We start from the raw sequence: 19556 nt of genomic DNA on the forward strand, positions 1-19556 counted from the left end.
GATTTGCTTTTAGCTTTTGGCTTCAGCAATTCGCGGTTTATTTTTATAATTTGATTTTTTAATTTCCGTTTAGCCTGTTCCAAAGTGTTGCAAGCTTCTTTTTTAAGGTTGTTAATCCAGATAAAAGATTTTGATAATCATTTTCCTCAATGTAATCCAAATCTTTAGCAAGAATTAACTGGTTTTCGGCTTCGTTGGACGATCCTAATGCAATATTGATGAAATTAGCAAATTCTTTATCAGAATTTCTTCCACTTCCTTCTGAAATATTATATCCGATTGAAGCAAATGATCTTCTGATCTGAGAGGTTAATCCAAAAATTTCTTCTTTAGAAAGTTTTTGGTTGCAGTATAAATTTTTAAAGTTAATTGATGACTCAATTGCCAAACTTCAAACTTTTTAAAATCTCTCATTTTGCTAGTTTCAATGCTGGAAAGCCATTAGCCAAAAGCCATCAGCTATTAGCCGATTATTCCTAAAAGATCTCCTTCTTTTACAATTAAATAATCTTTTCCTTCCAGTTTTAATTCAGAACCTGAATATTTTCCATAAAGAACTTTGTCACCTACTTTAACAGTTGTAGGCTCATCTTTTTTTCCAGGGCCTACTGCCACCACAGTACCTTCCTGCGGCTTTTCTTTTGCGGTGTCCGGAATAATAATACCTGAAGCTGTTTTAGTTTCTGCAGCGATCGGCTCGATCAAAACTCTGTCTGCTAATGGTTTAAAGTTTACTGACATAATATATTTAATTTTTTAATTATTTCTGTCTTCTAATTCGCTAATTGTATGCCAACCATTTTTGAGTGGCTGAAATGGCAGATTTTTATTTTTAATGTGAAATTTTGACACTTTTTATTTTTAATTTAAACAAATTTGTACATTTGGGGTTCAAAAAAATATAAAATGATGAAAAACAAAGTCTTATTACTTTTGTTTTGCCCCCTGCTATTCAGTGCTCAGGTGGGTATAAACACTACAACACCTAAAGGTATTTTTCATATTGACGGAGGTAAGGATAATGCTGCCATTTCTACGGCTACCCAGGAACTCAATGATTTTGTCGTAAAATCGGATGGAAAAGTTGGCATTGGTACTGCTGATCCTATAGATCTGTTGTCTATAGCCGGCCAGGGCGATGCTGATATCAATGTCGGGCTGTTTTCGGGTTCCAGTACTTCGCAGTCTATCGCGTATCACAATGTGATGACGGGTGGAACACCTGCTTCACCTACGGTTGTGGGAAATGGAAGATCTATTGCTGCATTTGAAGGATATGCTTATAATGTTGCCGCTGCAGCGCCCAATTTATTAGGCTCTTTGGTATTGAGAACAGGCCGTAACGGAGGTGGCGAAGTCTGGTTCGGAACATCGCCTACCAATTCAAGCAATTATGTCAACCACTATAACAGCTCTATAGATAAAGACGGTAATTTCGGCATCGGAGTAGACCCAACGGTAAGAACGGCCAATACCAAGCTGGAAGTAAATGGCGTGATCAGTTCCACACCGCAGACATTAACTGCAAACGGAAGCAACATCACAAGCACAGTGGTAAGCGTAAATCCTTCCGTTAATGACGATGATTTTTTCCTTCCGAATCCCGTTTCAGCACCCGGAGCAATTATTTTTGTGAGGAATATTTCAAATTCCAACACGGCTGAAATAAAGACTTCTACAGGAACTATTATTAATGCATCGAATGTAGGCGGGGCAAGCAATTTTTTCATGGTCGGACTGGATAATAATGCCGCTAAAACAAAAACGGTTATGTTTGTCAGTGATGGTGTAAACTGGACTGCTTTTAAACCAAGTAATTAATAACAAACAATCCCTCACAAAATTTGTGAGGGATTATTTTATCAGAATATATTTTTTATTTTGTATTAACTGAAGCTTATCACTGCTTTTTTCCTGAAGCCTGCATCGGATTTACTTTTCCGTTGGAAGCTCCTCTGGTATTTCCGCCTTCTTTTTGTTTGAATAATTCAAATTTGGAAACCTGGTCATTTCCGCCATCGCTGCTCCAGAAATTATTGGATGTATCAATATCGGCTGTTTCTCTCATCGGGTCAAGCTGAATTGATTTTAATTTTTTGTCGAAATAATACGTCCTGGAAACTTTCTGTTCATTCAGTCTCCAGATCTGTGCTGAAGATTTATCGGTAAGTTTTGTTCCGTCTTCGAAAGTAAATTCAAGAATAATCGGCATTACGAGGCCTCCTTTATTTACAAAATCAATCTGGTATGCGGTAAGATTTTTAAACTTATCTTTTTCCTTCTGCGTTAAAGGTTCGGTCCCTTCTATTTTGAAGGTATATTCTTTATTGTTGTCAACTTTTTCCTGGCCTCTGTCGTAACGGTAATAGAAATCCTGAGCTTCCTTGTCTTTCTCCACATAGAAAGTAATATTTTTATCTTCTCTGTTTCTGATTTTTGAAATATCTTCAAAATCATTTACAGCAGGCTTATCAACTTTATATTTTGTCTCTTTGGCTTGTCTGGCAGGCGTTTCAAGATCCGGAGTTGCAATGGTTACCTTATCGATGGCAATATCTACAGGATCTGTTCCGTAGAACCATCCTCTCCAGAACCAATCCAGGTCTTCACCGCTTGCATCTTCCATTGTTCTGAAGAAATCTGCAGGTTCAGGATGTCTGAAAGCCCATCTTTTAGCATAGGTTTTAAAAGCTTTATCAAAAAGCTCTCTTCCCATGATGGTTTCACGAAGGATGTTCAATCCTGTTGCCGGTTTCGAATAGGCATTCGGACCAAACTGAATGATGTTTTCAGAATTTGACATGATGGGTTCCAGCTGATCTTTAGGAAGTTTCATGTAATCCACAATAGTCCATGCCGGTCCTCTTTTTGACGGGAATTTATTGTCCCATCTTTCTTCGGTAAGATATTCCACAAAAGTATTCAGTCCTTCATCCATCCAGCTCCACTGTCTTTCATCCGAGTTAATGATCATCGGGAAGAAGTTGTGTCCTACTTCGTGAATCACTACGCCCAGCATTCCGTTTTTAATTCCCTCCGAATACGTTCCGTCTTTTTCTGTTCTTCCATAGTTGAAGCAGATCATAGGATATTCCATCCCGTTGGCTGCTTCCACAGATTGCGCTACAGGATACGGATAAGGAATGGTAAACTCCGAATATGTTTTGATGGTATGCGCTACCGCTTTGGTTGAGTATTTTCTGTATAAATTATATGCCTCTTTGGGATAAAAGCTCATTGCCATTACCTTGTTGTTATTCTCGGGAATAAGGACGCCCATTCCATCCCAAACGAATTTTCTTGAAGAAGTCCATGCAAAATCTCTTACGTCATTGGCTTCAAACGTCCACGTTTTTCTCTGTTTTGAATGGTTTTTCTCTGCTTTTTTCGCTTCATCTAGGGTTACGATTTCAACAGGTTCTGCTGAAGTTTTGGACTTGTTATATCTTGCTAACTGTTCTGAAGTTAAGACCTGATCATAGTTTTTACATTCTCCCGTTCCGCCTACGATATGATCTGCAGGAACATTCATGGAAACTTTAAAATTCCCGAAAACGAGGGCGAATTCTCCTCTTCCCGTAAACTGGTGATTCTGCCAACCGTGAAAATCGCTGTATACGCACATTCTGGGATACCATTGGGTCATGGTATAAAGATCGTTTCCATCTTCCGGGAAATTTTCGTAACCACCACGGCCACCCATTTTTATTCTGTTCGGGATGTTGTAATTCCAATCTATTTTGAAAACAAGCTTTTCTCCTTTTTTTAATACTTTAGGTAAATCAATACGCATCATGGTTTTGTTTACCGTGTACTTTAAAGTATTTCCGGAAGCGTCTGTTACTTTTTCAAGGTTCACGCCGTATCCGTTATCCGAAACAGGAAGTTCGGTAGGACGTAATTGCTGATCGTTTGAAGCCTTCGGAATGGTAGATGAATACGGGAAGTCTGCTTTTTTCACGTTTGACTGTTGATTTTCATCTAACTGAAGCCATATATAATCAAGGTCATCCGGAGAATTATTATAGTAGGTGATGGTCTCGGAACCTTTCAGATTTCTTTTATCTTCATCAAGATAGGCGGTAATGTTATAATCGGCTTTGTTTTGCCAGTATCCGTGACCGGGCGCTCCGGAAGCGGTTCTGTAAATATTAGGAGTGGGAAGAATAGTCCCAAGCTGTTCGAATTTATTTCCGTGATTGCTTCCGGGATTATTCTGAATATTTTGTGCGGTGAAACCCGTATATGCAAATACAGAAAGGGAAAGTATGACAACTTTTAGTTTCATAACCGAAATTGTTTTAAAGATTTTCAAATATAATAATAAGTAGCTGAAAAATTGAAAATGTTTCAGGCTTAAAATGGAATTCTTTCTAAAGTCATTTTTAAGGATAAGGCAAAGACTCCTGAAGACACGAAAAGAACCCAATCTTTCTGATTGACTTTAAAAACTTTTAACAAAATGAACAGAATCATTAAAATTCCGAAGACAATTGCAATTTGCCCCAGCTCCAGCCCGATATTAAAACCCAACAGCGGAACAGCAATACTCTGGCTTTTGGCAATCATGACCCGCGCCGTATTGGCAAATCCCATCCCATGAATCAGTCCGAAAATTAATGCTAAATAATAATTTGCGTTATTTTGAGATTTCTTTTTATTTCGGATGAAAATATTATTCAGAGAAGTTAAAACAATGGTAAGCGGAATGAGAAATTCTACCCAAGCAGAATTGATTCTTATAATATCAAAAGTACTTAATGCTAACGTTATTGAGTGACCGATAGTGAATGCCGTAACAAGAATTAAAATTTTCTTCAGATCATTAAACGAATATACAGCGATCAATGCCAATACAAAAAGCTGATGATCGAGAGCATCCAAAGAAATAATGTGTTCCCAACCGAGATTCAGATAGAATAAAAAATCCTGCATTTCTAATATTATTTTTGAAATGCGATGATACAAAATTTATTTTAACTTTGTGTAAAATTGAATTGATGAACCTTACAATAGAAATAGATAACAAAGAAGATTATTTTTTCGTCAAACAACTTTTAGAAAGATTGAAAGGGGTAAGAATTGTTAAGAATGATTATGAAACGCTTGAAGGTCTGCCCTCTCATGTCTTTGAAGAGATCGAAAAGTATGGAGAATCGCTGAAGAATGATGATATGATTTCAAAAAAAGATTTCTTTAAATTTATTGATGAAGAAATATGCAGGTTGAATTCTCAGAAATAGCTAAAAAGACTTTAGCCGAAAATATAGAATTTCTCAAGAAAGTATGGACTAATCGTGAAATTGTAATTTTCTTAGAGGATGTAAAAAAAATAACAGATGATCTTGAAAATGGAAAATATTCTCAGTTCCAGAGTTCCTTTCAAAAAACAAGAAGTGTATTAATCGGCAAAAAGCATGTAAGAATGTTTTTCCGTAAAGAAAATGATTCTCAAATCAAAGTTCTTCTGTTTTTCGATATGCGGCAAGATCCTCAAAAAATACTTGGTTTATTACAATGAAAAATCTCTTTTTTTTCTTTTCCGTTCTCATTCTATTTTTCTCTTTCACGGAGTTGAAACATCCTTATCATGTTGGTTCTGTAGAAATTAATTACAATCAGAAATCAAAAACATTTGAAATGACCGGCCGTTTTTTTCTGGATGATCTGGAGAATGGATTAAATAACAAATATGGAAAATCACTGCATTTCAATGATCCGAAATTTAAACCACAGCTTAATGAAGCATTGAAAAATTATTCTGCAGAATATTTTAAGCTAAAAGCAAATAATAAATTACTGAACGTAAAGTTTATTGGTTACGAAGAAGACCAAGAATCCGTAAATATTTACCTCGAATCTGAGAAAATAGAAAATCCTAGGAAGGTAGAAGCAGCAGTGAGTTTTTTATATAATTTATTTGATGATCAGATCAATATTGTACACATTATCGTCAACGGAAACAGGAAAAGCGAGAAAGTGACCTATCCGAATCGCTACTTATTTCAACAGTTTTAAATTAATTTTCCAGCTGTAAAAGAGCGTTAATACCTTTTGCATGTTCCATAAGATCGGGAAAAAAATCATCGTAACATTCCTGAAGGAAATTTTTATTCCTTAAAAAAGCATCATGAACAGCAATATCTGTGTCTAAATATTTTGCTTTGTTCAGAACATTTTTCATGCTGTAACCGATATTTTTTTCAAAACGGTAATTATACAGCCAGTCGCCTTCTTCCATTTTTACAAGCATGCTTTTGAAATTTTCCGGAAGGAAGTCATAATTTTCATTTAATACGCGATAAACCTTTTGGGAATGATTTTTCCAGCCTTCCAAAGAATTAAGGTTTAAATCATTCGCTACAAAATAATCCATTGCCACATCTACAAAGGCTCCGGCGTATAATCTTACCAAAGGTGCAAAAACTTTTTTTGCCTCATGAATGGCGGGATGTGCATCTGTAAAAGTATCAGTTGCGCGGTGCAAAGTAATACCATCCTGAATATCTTTCGGAAAAGAAAAACGGTCTTTATTGCGGATAAAATCTTCCAGAAACTGCCCGACAATCTGTCCGTCGGTGAAAGTAAGGAAAGAATGGGCCAGGTAATTCATAGCGTGAAGATAAGAAATTTTCCGCTGAAAAAGCTGGGTGCAGGGAAGGCTGTTAGAGCTTTAAGCTCTAACAGCCTTTTGAACTTTCCAGCAAAGCTTTAATTGCGTCTAAAGATACCAATGGATCATTAATTCCATTTTTAATACTAAATAACGACGAATAGCGATAATTTTCTGCATTCATGTTTATTCCGTGTTTTACCGGATTGTTATGGATGTAAAGGATGGTATTGGTCAACTGCTCATGAGAGCCAATGAGCTTTCTCCTGAATGGCAGTTCAAATAATTTTCCTGTTCTTCCGTAATGCTTATTGATAGCCTGGGTATAGCTGTTAAACATATTGGAAAATTGCTGACTTATGATCTTGGAAACTTCAATTGTATTTTTGTGAGGGAATATTAATCGGATTTCCTTTTCTGATTTAATCTTAACAAGAATGTGAAAATGATTTTGTAGCAAGCAATATGCATAGATATTGACAACTGAAGATAGTTTGGATTCCATTAGTTTGATAAAATAATGATAATTTCTATCATTAAAAAATATCTTTTGACTATTAATTCCTCTGTTGAAAATATGATAGAAGCATTCTGCCTCTAAAGGGTAAATATTTTTTTTCATGCGTGTGTTTTTTAGTTTGGCAAAGGGCAAGACTGTTAGAGCTCTAAGCTCTAACAGTCTTAGAAAAGGCGTTCATGGAAATCTTCAATTTTACTCACTTCTTCGATCTTGATTCCGAATTTTCTTTTTGGAAGTTTATTGAGATTGGAAATAAAAATTTTCTCATAGCCTAATTTTTCAGCTTCTGTAATCCGCTGTTCCGCCTGTGCAATCGGACGAATTTCCCCGCTTAAGCCAATTTCTCCTGCAAAACAATAATGTTCGGAAATCGCAATATCTTCATTAGAGGAAAGAATAGAGGCGACAACGGCTAGATCCAGTGCCGGATCATCTGTTTTTATTCCTCCTGTGATATTTAAGAAAACATCTTTTGCACCCAGCTGGAAACCTGCTCTTTTTTCCAGAACAGCAAGAAGCATATTCAGTCTTTTGGCATCAAAACCCGTGGAACTTCTTTGTGGGGTTCCATAAACGGCCGTACTTACCAATGCCTGAATTTCCAGCAGCATCGGACGGTTTCCTTCCAATGTCACGGCTACTGAATTTCCGGAAAGTTCTTCAAATTTTTTGGTAATCAGGATTTCAGAAGGATTTTTAATTTCTTTTAATCCCTGGGAAACCATTTCATAAATCCCAATTTCCGAAGTGGATCCAAAACGGTTTTTGTTGGCTCTTAATAATCGGAAGAGATGATTTCTGTCGCCGTCAAAATTTAAAACGACATCAACCATGTGTTCCAGCACCTTTGGTCCGGCAATCTGCCCGTCTTTGGTAATATGACCCACTAAAAATACGGGAACATTATTTTCTTTAGCATATTTAATAATTTCGTTTGAACATTCCCGGATTTGAGAAACCGTTCCGGGTGAGCTTTCAATTAATTGAGACTGCAGCGTCTGAATGGAATCGATAATAACGAAATCAGGGTCCAGTTTTTTGGCTTCATGAAGAATTTTTTCAAGACTGGTTTCTGTGAACAAAAAACAGTTGGGATTCTGAATATCCGTTAATCTGTCGGCTCTCATCTTGATCTGCGAAGCACTTTCTTCCCCGGAAACATAGAAGATTTTTTTCTTCATCTTTAAAGCCAGCTGAAGAAGCAGGGTAGATTTGCCGATTCCGGGCTCTCCGCCAATAAGGGTTACGGATCCTAGAACAATTCCGCCACCCAAAACGCGGTTGAGTTCTTCGGAAGGGGTTTTTATTCTTGGTTCTTCGCTGGTTTCAACCTCAATGATATTGATCACGTGCTGTTTTGATTTTGAAAACGGAGGTGTTTTTGATGAGGTTTTTTCTACTACTTCTTCCACCAGGGTATTCCATTGCCCACAGTTTTTGCATTGCCCCATCCATTGGGAAAATTGTGTTCCGCAGTTCTGACAGAAATATGCTGTTTTAAGTTTTGCCATACTGCGAAGTTCAAAATTTTTTTTGAATTTTTCTTTCGAATTTTAGTTAATTTTCGGGCATGAAAAATATTTTTTTGAGTTTGATGGTTTTTGTGGTGATGTCACTTTTGCATGCGCAGTTAACAGATTGTATTGTGAAATACCTCAGTCTTCCCGGAGGAGATTATGGTATGTACTCAATATTTATTCTTATTTTTTGTTCTGTTATTACTGCAATTGGTTTGCTAACGGTGATTATTTTCCGAAAACATTATTATTCAATTCTTCGGATTGCAATGTTGTTTGAAATTATTTATTTGTTGTTTTTAGTAATTTCAGGAAATAATCCTTTTATTTATTTTTCAGACTCCACTAGTGAAAATCTCCTGAAAATTTTCATGTATGTAATTTCATTTATCGTTCTATTTATTATGTATTTGGTTCATCTAATTTATTCTAAAATAATTTTATCCAAATCAAAAAACTAACATAGATCAATGCTAAATTACAAGAACGGACTTACTTTTGTATCATAATTTTAATCTAAAAAATAAATCCAATGAAAAAGGTATTTTTAACTTTTGTATTTGCGCTTTTAAGCATGGTAGGCTTTGCGCAGACAGGGTGGCAGGTAGATCCGATGCATTCTTCTGTTAATTTTAATATTAAGCATATGGGAATCAGCTTTGTGCAGGGGAGGTTTGATAAGTTTGACGGTAAGGCAGTTACTAAAGGAAATACCCTTGATAATGCGGAACTGAGCTTCAATGTAAATGTAAGCTCAATCAACACCGGCGTGGAGATGAGAGATAACCACCTGAAAAGTGCCGATTTCTTTGATGCAGAAAAATTTCCTGCCATGACTTTTGTAACAAGTTCAGTTGTTAAAGAAAAAAACAATTCTTATGTGGTTAAAGGAAAATTAACGATAAAAGATGTTACCAAAGAAATAAGCGTTCCTGTTACATTCGGTGGGGTTACCAAAAACCAGCAGGGTAAAGAAGTGATGGGTTTCCAGGCTTCATTTAAAGTAAACCGTTTGGATTACAACATCAAATATGATCCTACGGGAGCCGGTGTTGCAAAAGACGTTGACGTGAACTTATATTTTGAAATGGTGAAGCAATAATTTTCATATATAAATTTGATTTAGAAAAAGGTTTTCAGTTTCTGGAAACCTTTTTTATTTATTTCCTGCGAGCAGATCAAGATAAGTGCTCTCTAAATCGATGTATTCATTTTTCCAGTCCTGAGCAGTTTTCTCCATTTTTTCAAACTTAACATTTGAAACTTCAATTTCTTCGAGATGGTCTACCGTATTTCTATCTTCAATATGGTCAAAATATTCAGCATACCAAACATTAAGAAGCTGATTTGAAATTTCGATGTACAGTTGTTCCCCAATCAGGCTTTTAAAAATCATATGATAGTTTAGGACATTTTCTTTAAAATGAATATATATACATTCGTAATAATCATGATGACGCTCTGTAAAATAAATATTAAACCGATTATTTTTCCAAAATGGCAAATTGTCGAATTTTAGTAACAACCCATTTTCATTTACCAGTTCAATATATTTCAGATAAACTAATTGATTGATAATTTCCATTGTAAATTTTATCTTCTCTAAAATACACAATCAAATTTTAATACAAAATTGCTTTGTATTTCTTTTTCCCATAACTTTGCACAAACCTAATCTAATGAGTAAAAAGAATACAAAGTACATCTTTGTGACAGGAGGTGTAACTTCATCTTTGGGAAAGGGAATCGTTTCTGCTTCTCTGGGACTTCTGCTAAAATCACGTGGCTTCAACGTAACCATTCAAAAGCTTGATCCTTATATCAATATCGACCCGGGAACATTGAATCCTTATGAACATGGAGAATGTTATGTAACCGAAGATGGTGCGGAGACGGATCTGGATTTAGGTCATTACGAGCGTTATCTTGATGCTCCTACTTCTCAAAACAACAATGTTACTACCGGCAAAATTTATCAGACAGTCATTGAAAAGGAAAGAAAAGGAGATTTTCTTGGAAAAACAGTTCAGGTAATCCCTCATATCACCAACGAAATTAAGCGAAGAATTAAAATTTTATCCAAACAGAACTACGATATCATCATTACAGAAATCGGAGGAACTGTGGGAGATATAGAATCTTTACCTTATATTGAAACGGTTCGTCAGCTAAAATGGGAGCTTGGTGAGAATAATTCAATGGTAATTCATTTAACATTGTTACCATATCTTGCTTCCAGCGGAGAATTAAAAACAAAACCTTCGCAGCATTCTGTTCGTCAGTTAATGGAAAGCGGAATTATGGCAGATGTTCTGGTTTGCCGTACCGAACATAAAATCCCGAAAGACCAGAGAGCAAAACTGGCTCAGTTCTGTAATGTCCCTTTGGATAATGTAATTGAGTGTAAAGATCTGGAAACAATCTATGAAGTTCCGATGTATCTTCAGAAACAGAATTTTGACGATGTAGTTCTCAAAGAACTGGATCTTAAAAGTGATAAAGAAGCGGACCTGAAAGATTGGAAATCGTTCCTGAAAAAATTCCAGAATCCTAAAAAATCAGTGGAAATTGCTTTGGTTGGAAAATATGTATCTCTTCAGGATTCTTATATTTCCATTGCGGAAGCTTTTAAACACGCAGGGGCAGATCTTGAAACGGAAGTTAAAATAAGATGGGTATACAGCGGAGATTTAACGGCCGAAAACATTAAAGAAACTTTAGCCGGTGTTTCCGGGATTCTTATTGCGCCGGGCTTCGGTGACAGGGGGATCGAAGGAAAGGTTCTTACCGCTCAGTATGCACGAGAAAATAAAGTTCCGATGCTGGGGATATGTCTGGGAATGCAGATTATGACCGTTGAATTTGCCAGAAATGTTTTAGGTTATACAAAAGCCAACTCCATGGAGTTCGATACTTCTACCGAACATCCTGTGATTTCATTAATGGAGGAACAGAAAAATGTAGTAGATAAAGGTGGAACTATGCGTCTAGGGGCATGGAAATGTTCTTTGAAAAACGGTTCTAAGTTAAATGACATCTACGGAGCTAAAAACATCACAGAAAGACATCGTCACAGATACGAGTTCAACAGTGACTATATCGGTGAATTTGAAAAGAACGGCTTCCTGGCTACAGGTACAAATCCTGAAACGGGATTGGTTGAGGCGCTTGAAATGCCGGGCCATCCTTTCTATGTAGGCGTACAGTATCACCCGGAATATAAGAGTACGGTTGCAACACCGCACCCATTATTCAGGGCTTTCATTAAAGCTTGTACATCGAAATAATTAAGATATGAGAAACCTTCAAGATTTTGAAAACCTTGAAGGTTTATAGTTTTATAAAGTAATTTATTACTGAAAACGTCTTTATAATAAACTCAGACTGATTATTCTCAGCCTGAGTTTATTATATAGTAACACAGTATTGTATAGAGGTTTGATAAAAAAACAGTATTTTTGTCGACTCGAAAAAATGTAAATCAGTTTGATATACATTAAATTTAAACATGTAAAAATTTAATTAAAATAAAATGCAACAGAACAACGGACTCGATAAAAGTCAGATTATCAGTTTTGCGGTTTTATGTTTGGTGCTTTTCGGATTTATGTTTTATTTTCAGAATAAACAATCCAAGGAAGAACAGATAAAGGCTGAACAACAAAAAACCGAGCAGGTAAAAAATGCCGTAAAACCATCTCAGGCAAAAAATATCAATCCTAATGTAACTCCGAATGCTATTCAGACAGCCAATCTTTCCAACAAAGAACTGAAGGTAGAATTCAACAGTCTTGGAGGACAGGTTTCGAAAGTGGAGCTTGCAGAGTATAAAGCATACGATCATAAAACAGATAAGGCAGATCTTCCGCTTTATTTAATCACAAAAAATAATTCGAATTACGGTTTTCAGTTTAAAGATAAAACAGGAAAAGTAATCAATACAAAAGATCTTGTATTTTCTCCTACAGTTAATGGAAATGCGGTAACGATGACGGCAAATTATAATGGTGCTGTTATTCAGTTTATTTATACTTTACTTCCGAAATATACGCTTGATTTTAAAGTAAGAACACAGGGGCTTGCAAAAATTACTTCGGATAACAAAGCTGATTTTATCTGGGATTACAATGTAAGAAACCTTGAAAAGGGTAGAGCTCAGGAACAGTCTCACTCGGAATTCTCCTACGCCTTTAATAATTATAAAAATTATGATTATGACGGAAGGACGACGATGGAAGAAGATAAGGAAACCCTGAATTGGATCGGGGTAAAACAGCAGTTCTTTGCTTCTGTAATTGAATCTAAAACAGGATTTACCCAAAGTAAGGGAAACCAGGAAACGATTGAAGAAGGAGAATATCTGAAAAAACTGAATTATGAAGGTTTTGTACAGATGACGGGAAATGAGCTGAACCAGGATTTCACATGGTATTTTATGCCGCTGGATTTACCTTTATTGAAATCTTACGATAAAAATTTTGACGAAATTCTTCCTCTAGGCTGGTCTTTCATTGGTGCAATGAACCGTTATTTCTTCATTCCGATGTACAATATCATTGCCGACTGGGGAATTACAGCAGGTTGGGTAATCTTCCTGATGACGATTATTGTTAAACTGATCTTGTCTCCAATCATGTACAAACAGCACAAGCTGAGTGCCATGATGAGAGTAATTCGTCCTGAAATCGATGAGGTGAATGCAAAACTGAAAGATGCCGACCCAATGAAAAAACAGCAGGCCACAATGGAAGTTTACCGTAAAGCCGGAGTTAACCAGATGGCGGGATGTTTGCCGGCCTTGGTGCAGATTCCTATTTTCTACGCGTTATTCCGTTTCTTCCCGAATTTTATTGATTTGAGAGGGCAGGGGTTCTGGTTCGCAAAAGACTTAACGGCGTATGATGATTTGATTAAATTGCCGTTTAAAGTTCCTTTCCTGGGAGATCACCTGAGTATTTTTGCGATTGCATGTACCATTGTGATTTTAATTTATACCATTATGACTTCAGGAAATATGCAGCAGCCTCAACAGGAAGGAATGCCGAATATGAAAGTATTAATGTATATTTTCCCGGTTACATTCTTATTCTTCCTGAACACTTCTGCATCCGGTCTTTCATGGTATTATTTTGTATCAAATGCCATTAATATCTTAATTATCCTTGTGATTAAATATGTCATCCTGGATGAGAAAAAAATTCATGCGCAGATTCAGGCTAATAAAGAAAAGCCAAAAACTGAAGGAAAGTTTCAGAAACGAATGAGAGAAATGATGGAAAAGGCTCAGGAACAGCAAAAATATCAGGAGCAGCAAAAAAATAAAAAGAAATAATTCAATAAAACTAAAAAGAGAAGCATTTGCTTCTCTTTTTTTATTAATAACTTAATCAAGACACTCATCTTGAATGCTGTAATCCAAACGAAATGATCTTCTGTGATACTTTGTTGGTCCAAATTCTACTAATGCCTGCTGATGTTTTTTCGTTGCATAGCCGAAATTTGTATTCCATCCATATTCAGGATGCTCATCATGAAGTTCAATCATTAATTTATCTCTGTAATTTTTCGCTAAAATAGAAGCCGCGGCAATAGATAAAACCTTCGAATCGCCTTTTACAATACATTGATGGGGAATAAAATTGTATGGGTGAAAGCGGTTTCCGTCTACCAGAATAAGTTCGGGGCGTATACTAAGCTTATCCAAAGCCTGATGCATTGCATGGATGCTTGCATTAAGAATGTTATGTTCATCTATAAATCCGGCAGGAAGTTCAGCAATCGCATAATCTTTCACATTGTCTTTTATATACTGATCGAGATCCATTCTTGTCTTAAAATTCAGTTTCTTGGAATCATTCACCATGTTTTGATTAAAATTTTCATCCAAAATAACTGCTGCTGCTACCACCGGACCACTTAAACAGCCCCGGCCTACCTCATCGCATCCTGCTTCAACGTAAAAAACCGACCATTTTTTAAGTAAATCCATATTATTTATAGAACTAAAATCATAGAACTAAGCAAATTTAAATATTTTTTAACAAAACACTTGGCTGCCTTTAGAAAGTTTTTCATATTTGCACGAACAAAAAAGAATAATCAAATTAAATATGAAGAAATTAACTACGAGTGTTTTAGCTGTAGTTCTTACATCGTCGTTTGCGATGCTGAGTGCTCAGGATTCTCTAAAAACTCAGGATATTCGTGAGGTTGTTGTTACAGGAGCTTTAGGTCTGAAAAAAAGACAAGATGCAATTACTTCTACCAATCAGGTGGTAAATAATGCTGAAATTACGCAGGCTAATAACCCTAACGCTGTTCAGTCTTTAGCAGGTAAGGTTTCCGGGTTACAAATTAACACCACGAATAATTCAGTAAATTCCTCTACGAGAGTAGTCTTGAGAGGTCCAAGATCCATTTCCGGAAACAATCAGGCATTGGTTGTTATTGACGGAGTAATATCTACGCTAGACATTCTACAAAATATACCGCCTGAAATTATTGATAACATGAACATTATCAAAGGAATGCAGGGAGCTGCGTTATATGGTGAAAGAGGAAGTAATGGTGTTATTGTAGTGACAACGAAAAGAGGAACCAAATCTGAAAAATTACAATTTAATCTTACCAGTTCCATAGACTTTTCAAGTGTTTTTAAACTGCCGATCAGACAAAAAATTTATGGACAGGGATATCCTGGCGACACTTTTGATACCACGGATTATGGCGGCGCCAACTGGACGCCTTATGAAAATACAAACTGGGGACCGTCTTATTCAACTGTTTTAGGCGGGCAGTCATTGCTTGTAGGTATGCCTCAGGCTGACAATTCATGGTTTAGAGAAACATTTGATTATAAAAAAGACGGAATATCCAATTTTTTTAAAACGGGAGTTTTAATACAAAACGGATTGTCTGTAACAGCAGGCGGATCAGACTCTTATGTTTTCTTGTCTGTAAACAGAGCTGAAAATGATTTCGTTGTAGATAGAGATAATCTGAAAAGAAATAACTTTATCTTTAAAGCAGGAAAGCAATTAGGTAAATTTAGAATTGACGGAAACGTTAATTATTTGGACAGAAGAATTTCTAATACTAATTCCAGCTTATACGGACAATTACTACAGACTCCTACAAATGTTGATATAAGACAATTCAGATATTCTCTTCCGGATGCCAGTTACAGTATTTATACTGTTAATCCTTATTGGACTATCGATAATGATAGAAGCGATATTAAAGACAGAACGTTTACCGGATTGATCAATCTGGAGTATAAGCTGAATGATCATATCTCATTTACATATTCCGGAACGGCTGTTTCAGGATCAAGTGTTGAGGAGAGTCATTTGAATGCTTTTGCTTTCGACAGAGTATATGATGGTACAAACACTCCTATTGACGGAACCTCACCTGTAGATTACGGGCTAGATCCAATTGTATCCAATTATTATAAAACCGTTGCTTCAAGCTTTAGATATTACGGTGACTTAATGGCGAATTTTGATTATCGTTTAACGGATGATCTAGGTTTGAAATTCAATGTAGGACACAATATTCAGGATGCTTCAAGTTCAACTGCTCAGGTTGGTGGTGAGAACTTAAAAATTCCGGGATGGTATCATATCAATAACGTATTGCAGCCGGATCAGTTTTATAATCTTAATAATAACGAGACCAGACAAAGATCATTTGCGTGGTTTGCCAATTTAGATTTGGATTATAAAGATTTCTTATTTTTCAACTCTACATTCAGATATGAAAAAAGTTCTTTGACGAGTGTAAACCCTGTAACTGTTGAGGGGGTTCAGCTGCCATTCAGTAATAAAGGGTATCCGTATTATTCTTTCGGTGCTTCATTTGTTCCTACCAAAGCATTTGCAAGTATTAAAGGCGATGTGCTTAATTATGCGAAAGTAAGTTTAAACTACAGTAGAGTAGGTAACAGTTCTACAATTAGTTTATACGGGTTAGACAGAGTGGGAGCATTTCCTGTAGGATATCCGTTTGGCTCGCTTTCATCTTATTTGCCAACAACTACAATTTTTGCACAGGATATTGAACCGGAATTCTATTATTCAAAAGAGGCATCTTTACAGTTAGGATTCTTCAGAGACAGAATTACCGTTGATGCTTCTGTGTTCAGAAATGATAACAAGAACTTTATTACAACTATTACTACTTCTTCAGCTTCTGGTATTACCAATTTCCAGGATAATATCGGGAATAGCAGAAACCAGGGATATGAAATAGATCTTGGCTTTACTCCGTTTAAAACCAAAGATTTTGAATGGAAAGTAAGAGGTTCTTACTCAACATATGATACGGAAATCTTATCATTAGCAGATGGTGCGGATGAAGTAGCTTTGTATAATTCTACGACTACCAATGTTGGGATATTTGCTGTTAAAGGTGAAAACTTTCCTGTAATTAAGGGAACCAGATATCAGAGAGATCCTAATGGAAATATCATCGTAAATGCAAACGGAAATCCTTTGTCTACAACAAATTTTGAAGTTTTGGGTAAAGTAAATCCGGATTATATCTTAGGATTTAATACATCATTTAAATTCAAAGGAATTACTTTGAGCGCAACTGCGGATTACAGAACAGGAAACAGTTTTGTATCACTGGCAAAAACAAGTTTAGGTACTACGGGTTCATTGGAAAAAACTGCTGATTTTGACAGGTCTCAGGGGTATGTAATTCCAAATTCCGTACAGTTGGTAAACGGGCAATATGTTGCCAATACTACGCCGGTAGGAAATGATCCAAGCTACTTCGGAGTAATGAATTATTTTACAACTGCTGCTTATACATCTGTCGGTGAAGAATTTGTAGTAGATGGTACTGCTTTAAAAGTAAGAGAAATCGCTTTAAGCTATGATTTGCCGAAATCTATTTTACGAAACACTTTTGTTAATTCGTTAACGATAGGGGTGTATGCGAGAAACCCATTCTTCATCTATGCTAAGGATAACAGAAACTTTAACGATCCGGAAACGGCTAATACTACAGGTAATGCTGCAGGGATTGCTGTTACTGGCCAGTATCCTAGCATGAGAACTTTTGGTTTTAACTTTAATGTAACTTTTTAATTGACAAAAATGAAAAACAATAAATTCTTAATAACAATTTTAGCTGCAACTTTAAGCTTAAGTGCTGTATCTTGTAGTAATGAGTATTTGGATGTGAATGACAATCCAAATGCAATACAGGCAGAAGAAATCACTCCGGAGCTGATGCTTCCGGGGGCAATTACTACTGCTTACAGAACACAGGCCGGGACTATGATGCAGTTTGGTAATCTTATGATGAACAGCTGGGCTGGTAATTCATATACAATTGCAGGCCCTTATTCGAGAGAATTCAGTTTATCCAGTGTAGACAATACTTTTTACAGAGGAATTTGGGAAGGGTTATATCCCAGAATTGCCAACTTCGATCAGATGGAAAGGTTTAAGAATTCAAATCATGAGCAGGATTATTATATTGCCATTGCTAAAATTATGAAAGCATATTATATGCAGTATATTGTTGACCTGTATGGAGATGCTCCTTACAGTGAAGCTTTCTTGGGCCAGCAGAATACTACTCCTAAATATGATAATGACACAGATATCTATAAAAGCTTAATATCTAAACTGGAAGAAGCCAATACTTTAATTGATAACGCTCAAAGCTCAACGGATTTTCATCCTTTAGAACCATCTTCTGATGTTGTCTTTAGTGGTGATATGGATAAGTGGAAAGCACTTTCAAATACAATTAAGCTGAGACTGTTGATTAGAATGTCTAAAGTTACCGGTGATCTGGCAACGTATAGAAATACAAAACTGCAGAGTTTATCCAATGCTACATTCATAGATGAGGAAGTAACGGTTAATCCGGGATATTCTTCAGCAAGTGATGACAAAATGAATCCTTTTATCTTAAACTGGGCTAGAAACGCTTCAGGTCAGCAAGTATCAAATTATGCCGTGGTAGTTGTTTCTGAGCATATGGCTAATTCATTAGAAGGAAATGTAATATTAAACGACAGCAATTATAGTAAGTTTACAGGACTTAAGGATCCCAGAAGATCAAGATTGTTTACCAATGTGACTTCTGTTGATGCAGGTGGTAATCCATTCACAGGATTAAAAGGTGTAAGACAAGGAAACGTTCCTGGTCAGCCTGGAGTACCTGTTAACAATGTGAATACTTCGAAATTAGGCACAGGTAATTTTTCTGGTGCAACTGCCATTTCGACTTGGGGTGATGTAATTGCAGCTAACAATTCAAGAGGTGGCGTTCTTTTTTCCAGAGCTGAAAGTAATTTACTACAGGCAGAGGCGGCATTGAGATGGCCCACAATTTTTAGTGCAATTAATGCATCTGCCAAATTTGCTACAGCTATAACTGCAAATGGTGCCTGGTTGGGAGCTAATGCTACACAGATTTCCAGCTATGTTACTGCTGCTAATGCACGGCCAGGACTGGGATGGACAGGCTCAGACACACAAAAGATTGAAGCTATCATGACACAGAAGTGGATTGCATTAACGAATATTAACCCAACAGAAATGTTTATTGAATACAATCGTACAGGTTATCCGTTTACGCCAATGGCTACAACAGCACAATTTCCTAATAAACCTTACAGATTGGTTTATCCAAACTCTGAATATGCTGCAAATTCAGCGAATGTTCCAAATATTTCAAGTGCACAGGTTTTTGTGAAAAATCAGTTTACTCCTTTCTGGAATCAAAACTAAATCCGTTTATTTGTTAACCTTAAAAGCCGCTGTTCACAGCGGCTTTTTTTTGGCTCAAAATGTTAAAATTCGGAAAATTTATAAAATAATTTATATGCGATACATTGCATTTAATTATTCTTCCATTCTCTTAATGGTGATATATTTAC

General features: G+C 36.2%; 18 protein-coding genes. 9 read left to right on the forward strand and 9 right to left on the reverse strand.

From position 1 onward, the window contains the following. Positions 1–58: 58 nt before the first annotated feature. Together ODE14_RS17040 and groES are read right to left on the reverse strand one after the other, a co-directional pair. Positions 59–388, reverse strand: coding sequence for a four helix bundle protein (locus tag ODE14_RS17040; protein ID WP_318173660.1), 330 nt, complete (start codon positions 386–388; stop codon positions 59–61). Positions 389–462: 74 nt separating this feature from the next. After that, complete coding sequence (groES, locus tag ODE14_RS17045) at positions 463–741, reverse strand: co-chaperone GroES (protein ID WP_029295711.1); 279 nt, start codon at positions 739–741, stop codon at positions 463–465. Between the two features lie 165 nt (positions 742–906). Between groES and ODE14_RS17050 the strand changes: the two genes are divergently transcribed. Next, positions 907–1821 (forward strand): hypothetical protein, encoded by a 915-nt coding sequence (locus tag ODE14_RS17050; protein WP_263602270.1) that lies wholly within the window; start codon positions 907–909, stop codon positions 1819–1821. Between the two features lie 79 nt (positions 1822–1900). On the opposite strand, the gene ODE14_RS17055 is transcribed toward ODE14_RS17050, so the two are convergent. Beyond that, entirely contained in the window at positions 1901–4288 is a 2388-nt protein-coding gene (locus tag ODE14_RS17055; protein ID WP_263602271.1) for a M1 family metallopeptidase, read from the reverse strand. 68 nt (positions 4289–4356) lie between these two features. Beyond that, positions 4357–4935 (reverse strand): HupE/UreJ family protein, encoded by a 579-nt coding sequence (locus ODE14_RS17060; RefSeq protein WP_263602272.1) that lies wholly within the window; start codon positions 4933–4935, stop codon positions 4357–4359. 65 nt (positions 4936–5000) lie between these two features. Here ODE14_RS17060 and ODE14_RS17065 point away from each other — a divergent pair, with 65 nt between their 5' ends. The 3 genes from ODE14_RS17065 to ODE14_RS17075 are packed head-to-tail and all read left to right on the forward strand — an operon-like array spanning position 5001 to position 6018. Then, positions 5001–5243 (forward strand): hypothetical protein, encoded by a 243-nt coding sequence (locus tag ODE14_RS17065; RefSeq protein WP_248394924.1) that lies wholly within the window; start codon positions 5001–5003, stop codon positions 5241–5243. Then, positions 5219–5521 carry a hypothetical protein gene (locus ODE14_RS17070; protein ID WP_263602273.1) on the forward strand — a complete coding sequence of 101 codons (303 nt, stop codon included), beginning with the start codon at positions 5219–5221 and terminating at the stop codon, positions 5519–5521. The genes ODE14_RS17065 and ODE14_RS17070 overlap by 25 nt, the downstream gene beginning before the upstream one ends. Beyond that, a complete protein-coding gene (locus tag ODE14_RS17075) occupies positions 5518–6018 on the forward strand; it encodes a DUF6702 family protein (RefSeq protein ID WP_248394922.1) in 501 nt (166 codons plus the stop codon). Before ODE14_RS17070 ends, ODE14_RS17075 begins: the two co-directional genes overlap by 4 nt. A gap of 1 nt (position 6019) precedes the next feature. On the opposite strand, the gene ODE14_RS17080 is transcribed toward ODE14_RS17075, so the two are convergent. The 3 genes from ODE14_RS17080 to radA form a co-directional block, all read right to left on the reverse strand. After that, entirely contained in the window at positions 6020–6613 is a 594-nt protein-coding gene (locus tag ODE14_RS17080) for an ACP phosphodiesterase (RefSeq protein ID WP_263602274.1), read from the reverse strand. A 67-nt stretch (positions 6614–6680) separates the two neighbouring features. Continuing rightward, a complete protein-coding gene (locus ODE14_RS17085; RefSeq protein ID WP_248394920.1) occupies positions 6681–7235 on the reverse strand; it encodes a transposase in 555 nt (184 codons plus the stop codon). 59 nt (positions 7236–7294) lie between these two features. Further along, a complete protein-coding gene (gene radA / locus ODE14_RS17090) occupies positions 7295–8644 on the reverse strand; it encodes a DNA repair protein RadA (protein WP_263602275.1) in 1350 nt (449 codons plus the stop codon). 538 nt (positions 8645–9182) lie between these two features. Here radA and ODE14_RS17095 point away from each other — a divergent pair. Further along, positions 9183–9752 carry a YceI family protein gene (locus tag ODE14_RS17095; RefSeq protein WP_263602276.1) on the forward strand — a complete coding sequence of 190 codons (570 nt, stop codon included), beginning with the start codon at positions 9183–9185 and terminating at the stop codon, positions 9750–9752. A gap of 54 nt (positions 9753–9806) precedes the next feature. Here ODE14_RS17095 and ODE14_RS17100 read toward each other — a convergent pair whose 3' ends face one another. Beyond that, positions 9807–10235: a hypothetical protein gene (locus tag ODE14_RS17100; RefSeq protein WP_248394918.1), complete on the reverse strand. Its 429-nt coding sequence runs from the start codon at positions 10233–10235 to the stop codon at positions 9807–9809. Between the two features lie 94 nt (positions 10236–10329). Between ODE14_RS17100 and ODE14_RS17105 the strand changes: the two genes are divergently transcribed. Both ODE14_RS17105 and yidC read left to right on the forward strand, forming a co-directional pair. After that, positions 10330–11937 carry a CTP synthase gene (locus ODE14_RS17105; protein WP_263602277.1) on the forward strand — a complete coding sequence of 536 codons (1608 nt, stop codon included), beginning with the start codon at positions 10330–10332 and terminating at the stop codon, positions 11935–11937. 245 nt (positions 11938–12182) lie between these two features. After that, positions 12183–13982, forward strand: coding sequence for a membrane protein insertase YidC (gene yidC / locus ODE14_RS17110; RefSeq protein ID WP_263602278.1), 1800 nt, complete (start codon positions 12183–12185; stop codon positions 13980–13982). Positions 13983–14033: 51 nt separating this feature from the next. Here the strand turns inward: yidC and ODE14_RS17115 are convergent, their stop codons facing one another. Continuing rightward, positions 14034–14639, reverse strand: a complete 606-nt coding sequence (locus ODE14_RS17115) for a ribonuclease HII (protein WP_248394915.1) — start codon at positions 14637–14639, stop codon at positions 14034–14036. Between the two features lie 121 nt (positions 14640–14760). On the opposite strand from ODE14_RS17115, the gene ODE14_RS17120 reads away from it, so the two are divergent. Both ODE14_RS17120 and ODE14_RS17125 read left to right on the forward strand, forming a co-directional pair. Beyond that, positions 14761–17748: a SusC/RagA family TonB-linked outer membrane protein gene (locus ODE14_RS17120; protein ID WP_263602279.1), complete on the forward strand. Its 2988-nt coding sequence runs from the start codon at positions 14761–14763 to the stop codon at positions 17746–17748. 9 nt (positions 17749–17757) lie between these two features. Then, on the forward strand, positions 17758–19407 hold the full coding sequence (locus ODE14_RS17125) for a SusD/RagB family nutrient-binding outer membrane lipoprotein (RefSeq protein ID WP_263602280.1): 1650 nt from the start codon (positions 17758–17760) through the stop codon (positions 19405–19407). Positions 19408–19556: the final 149 nt, after the last annotated feature.

The organism is Chryseobacterium sp. PET-29, from assembly GCF_025736815.1.
Classification (GTDB): Bacteria; Bacteroidota; Bacteroidia; order Flavobacteriales; family Weeksellaceae; genus Chryseobacterium; species Chryseobacterium nepalense.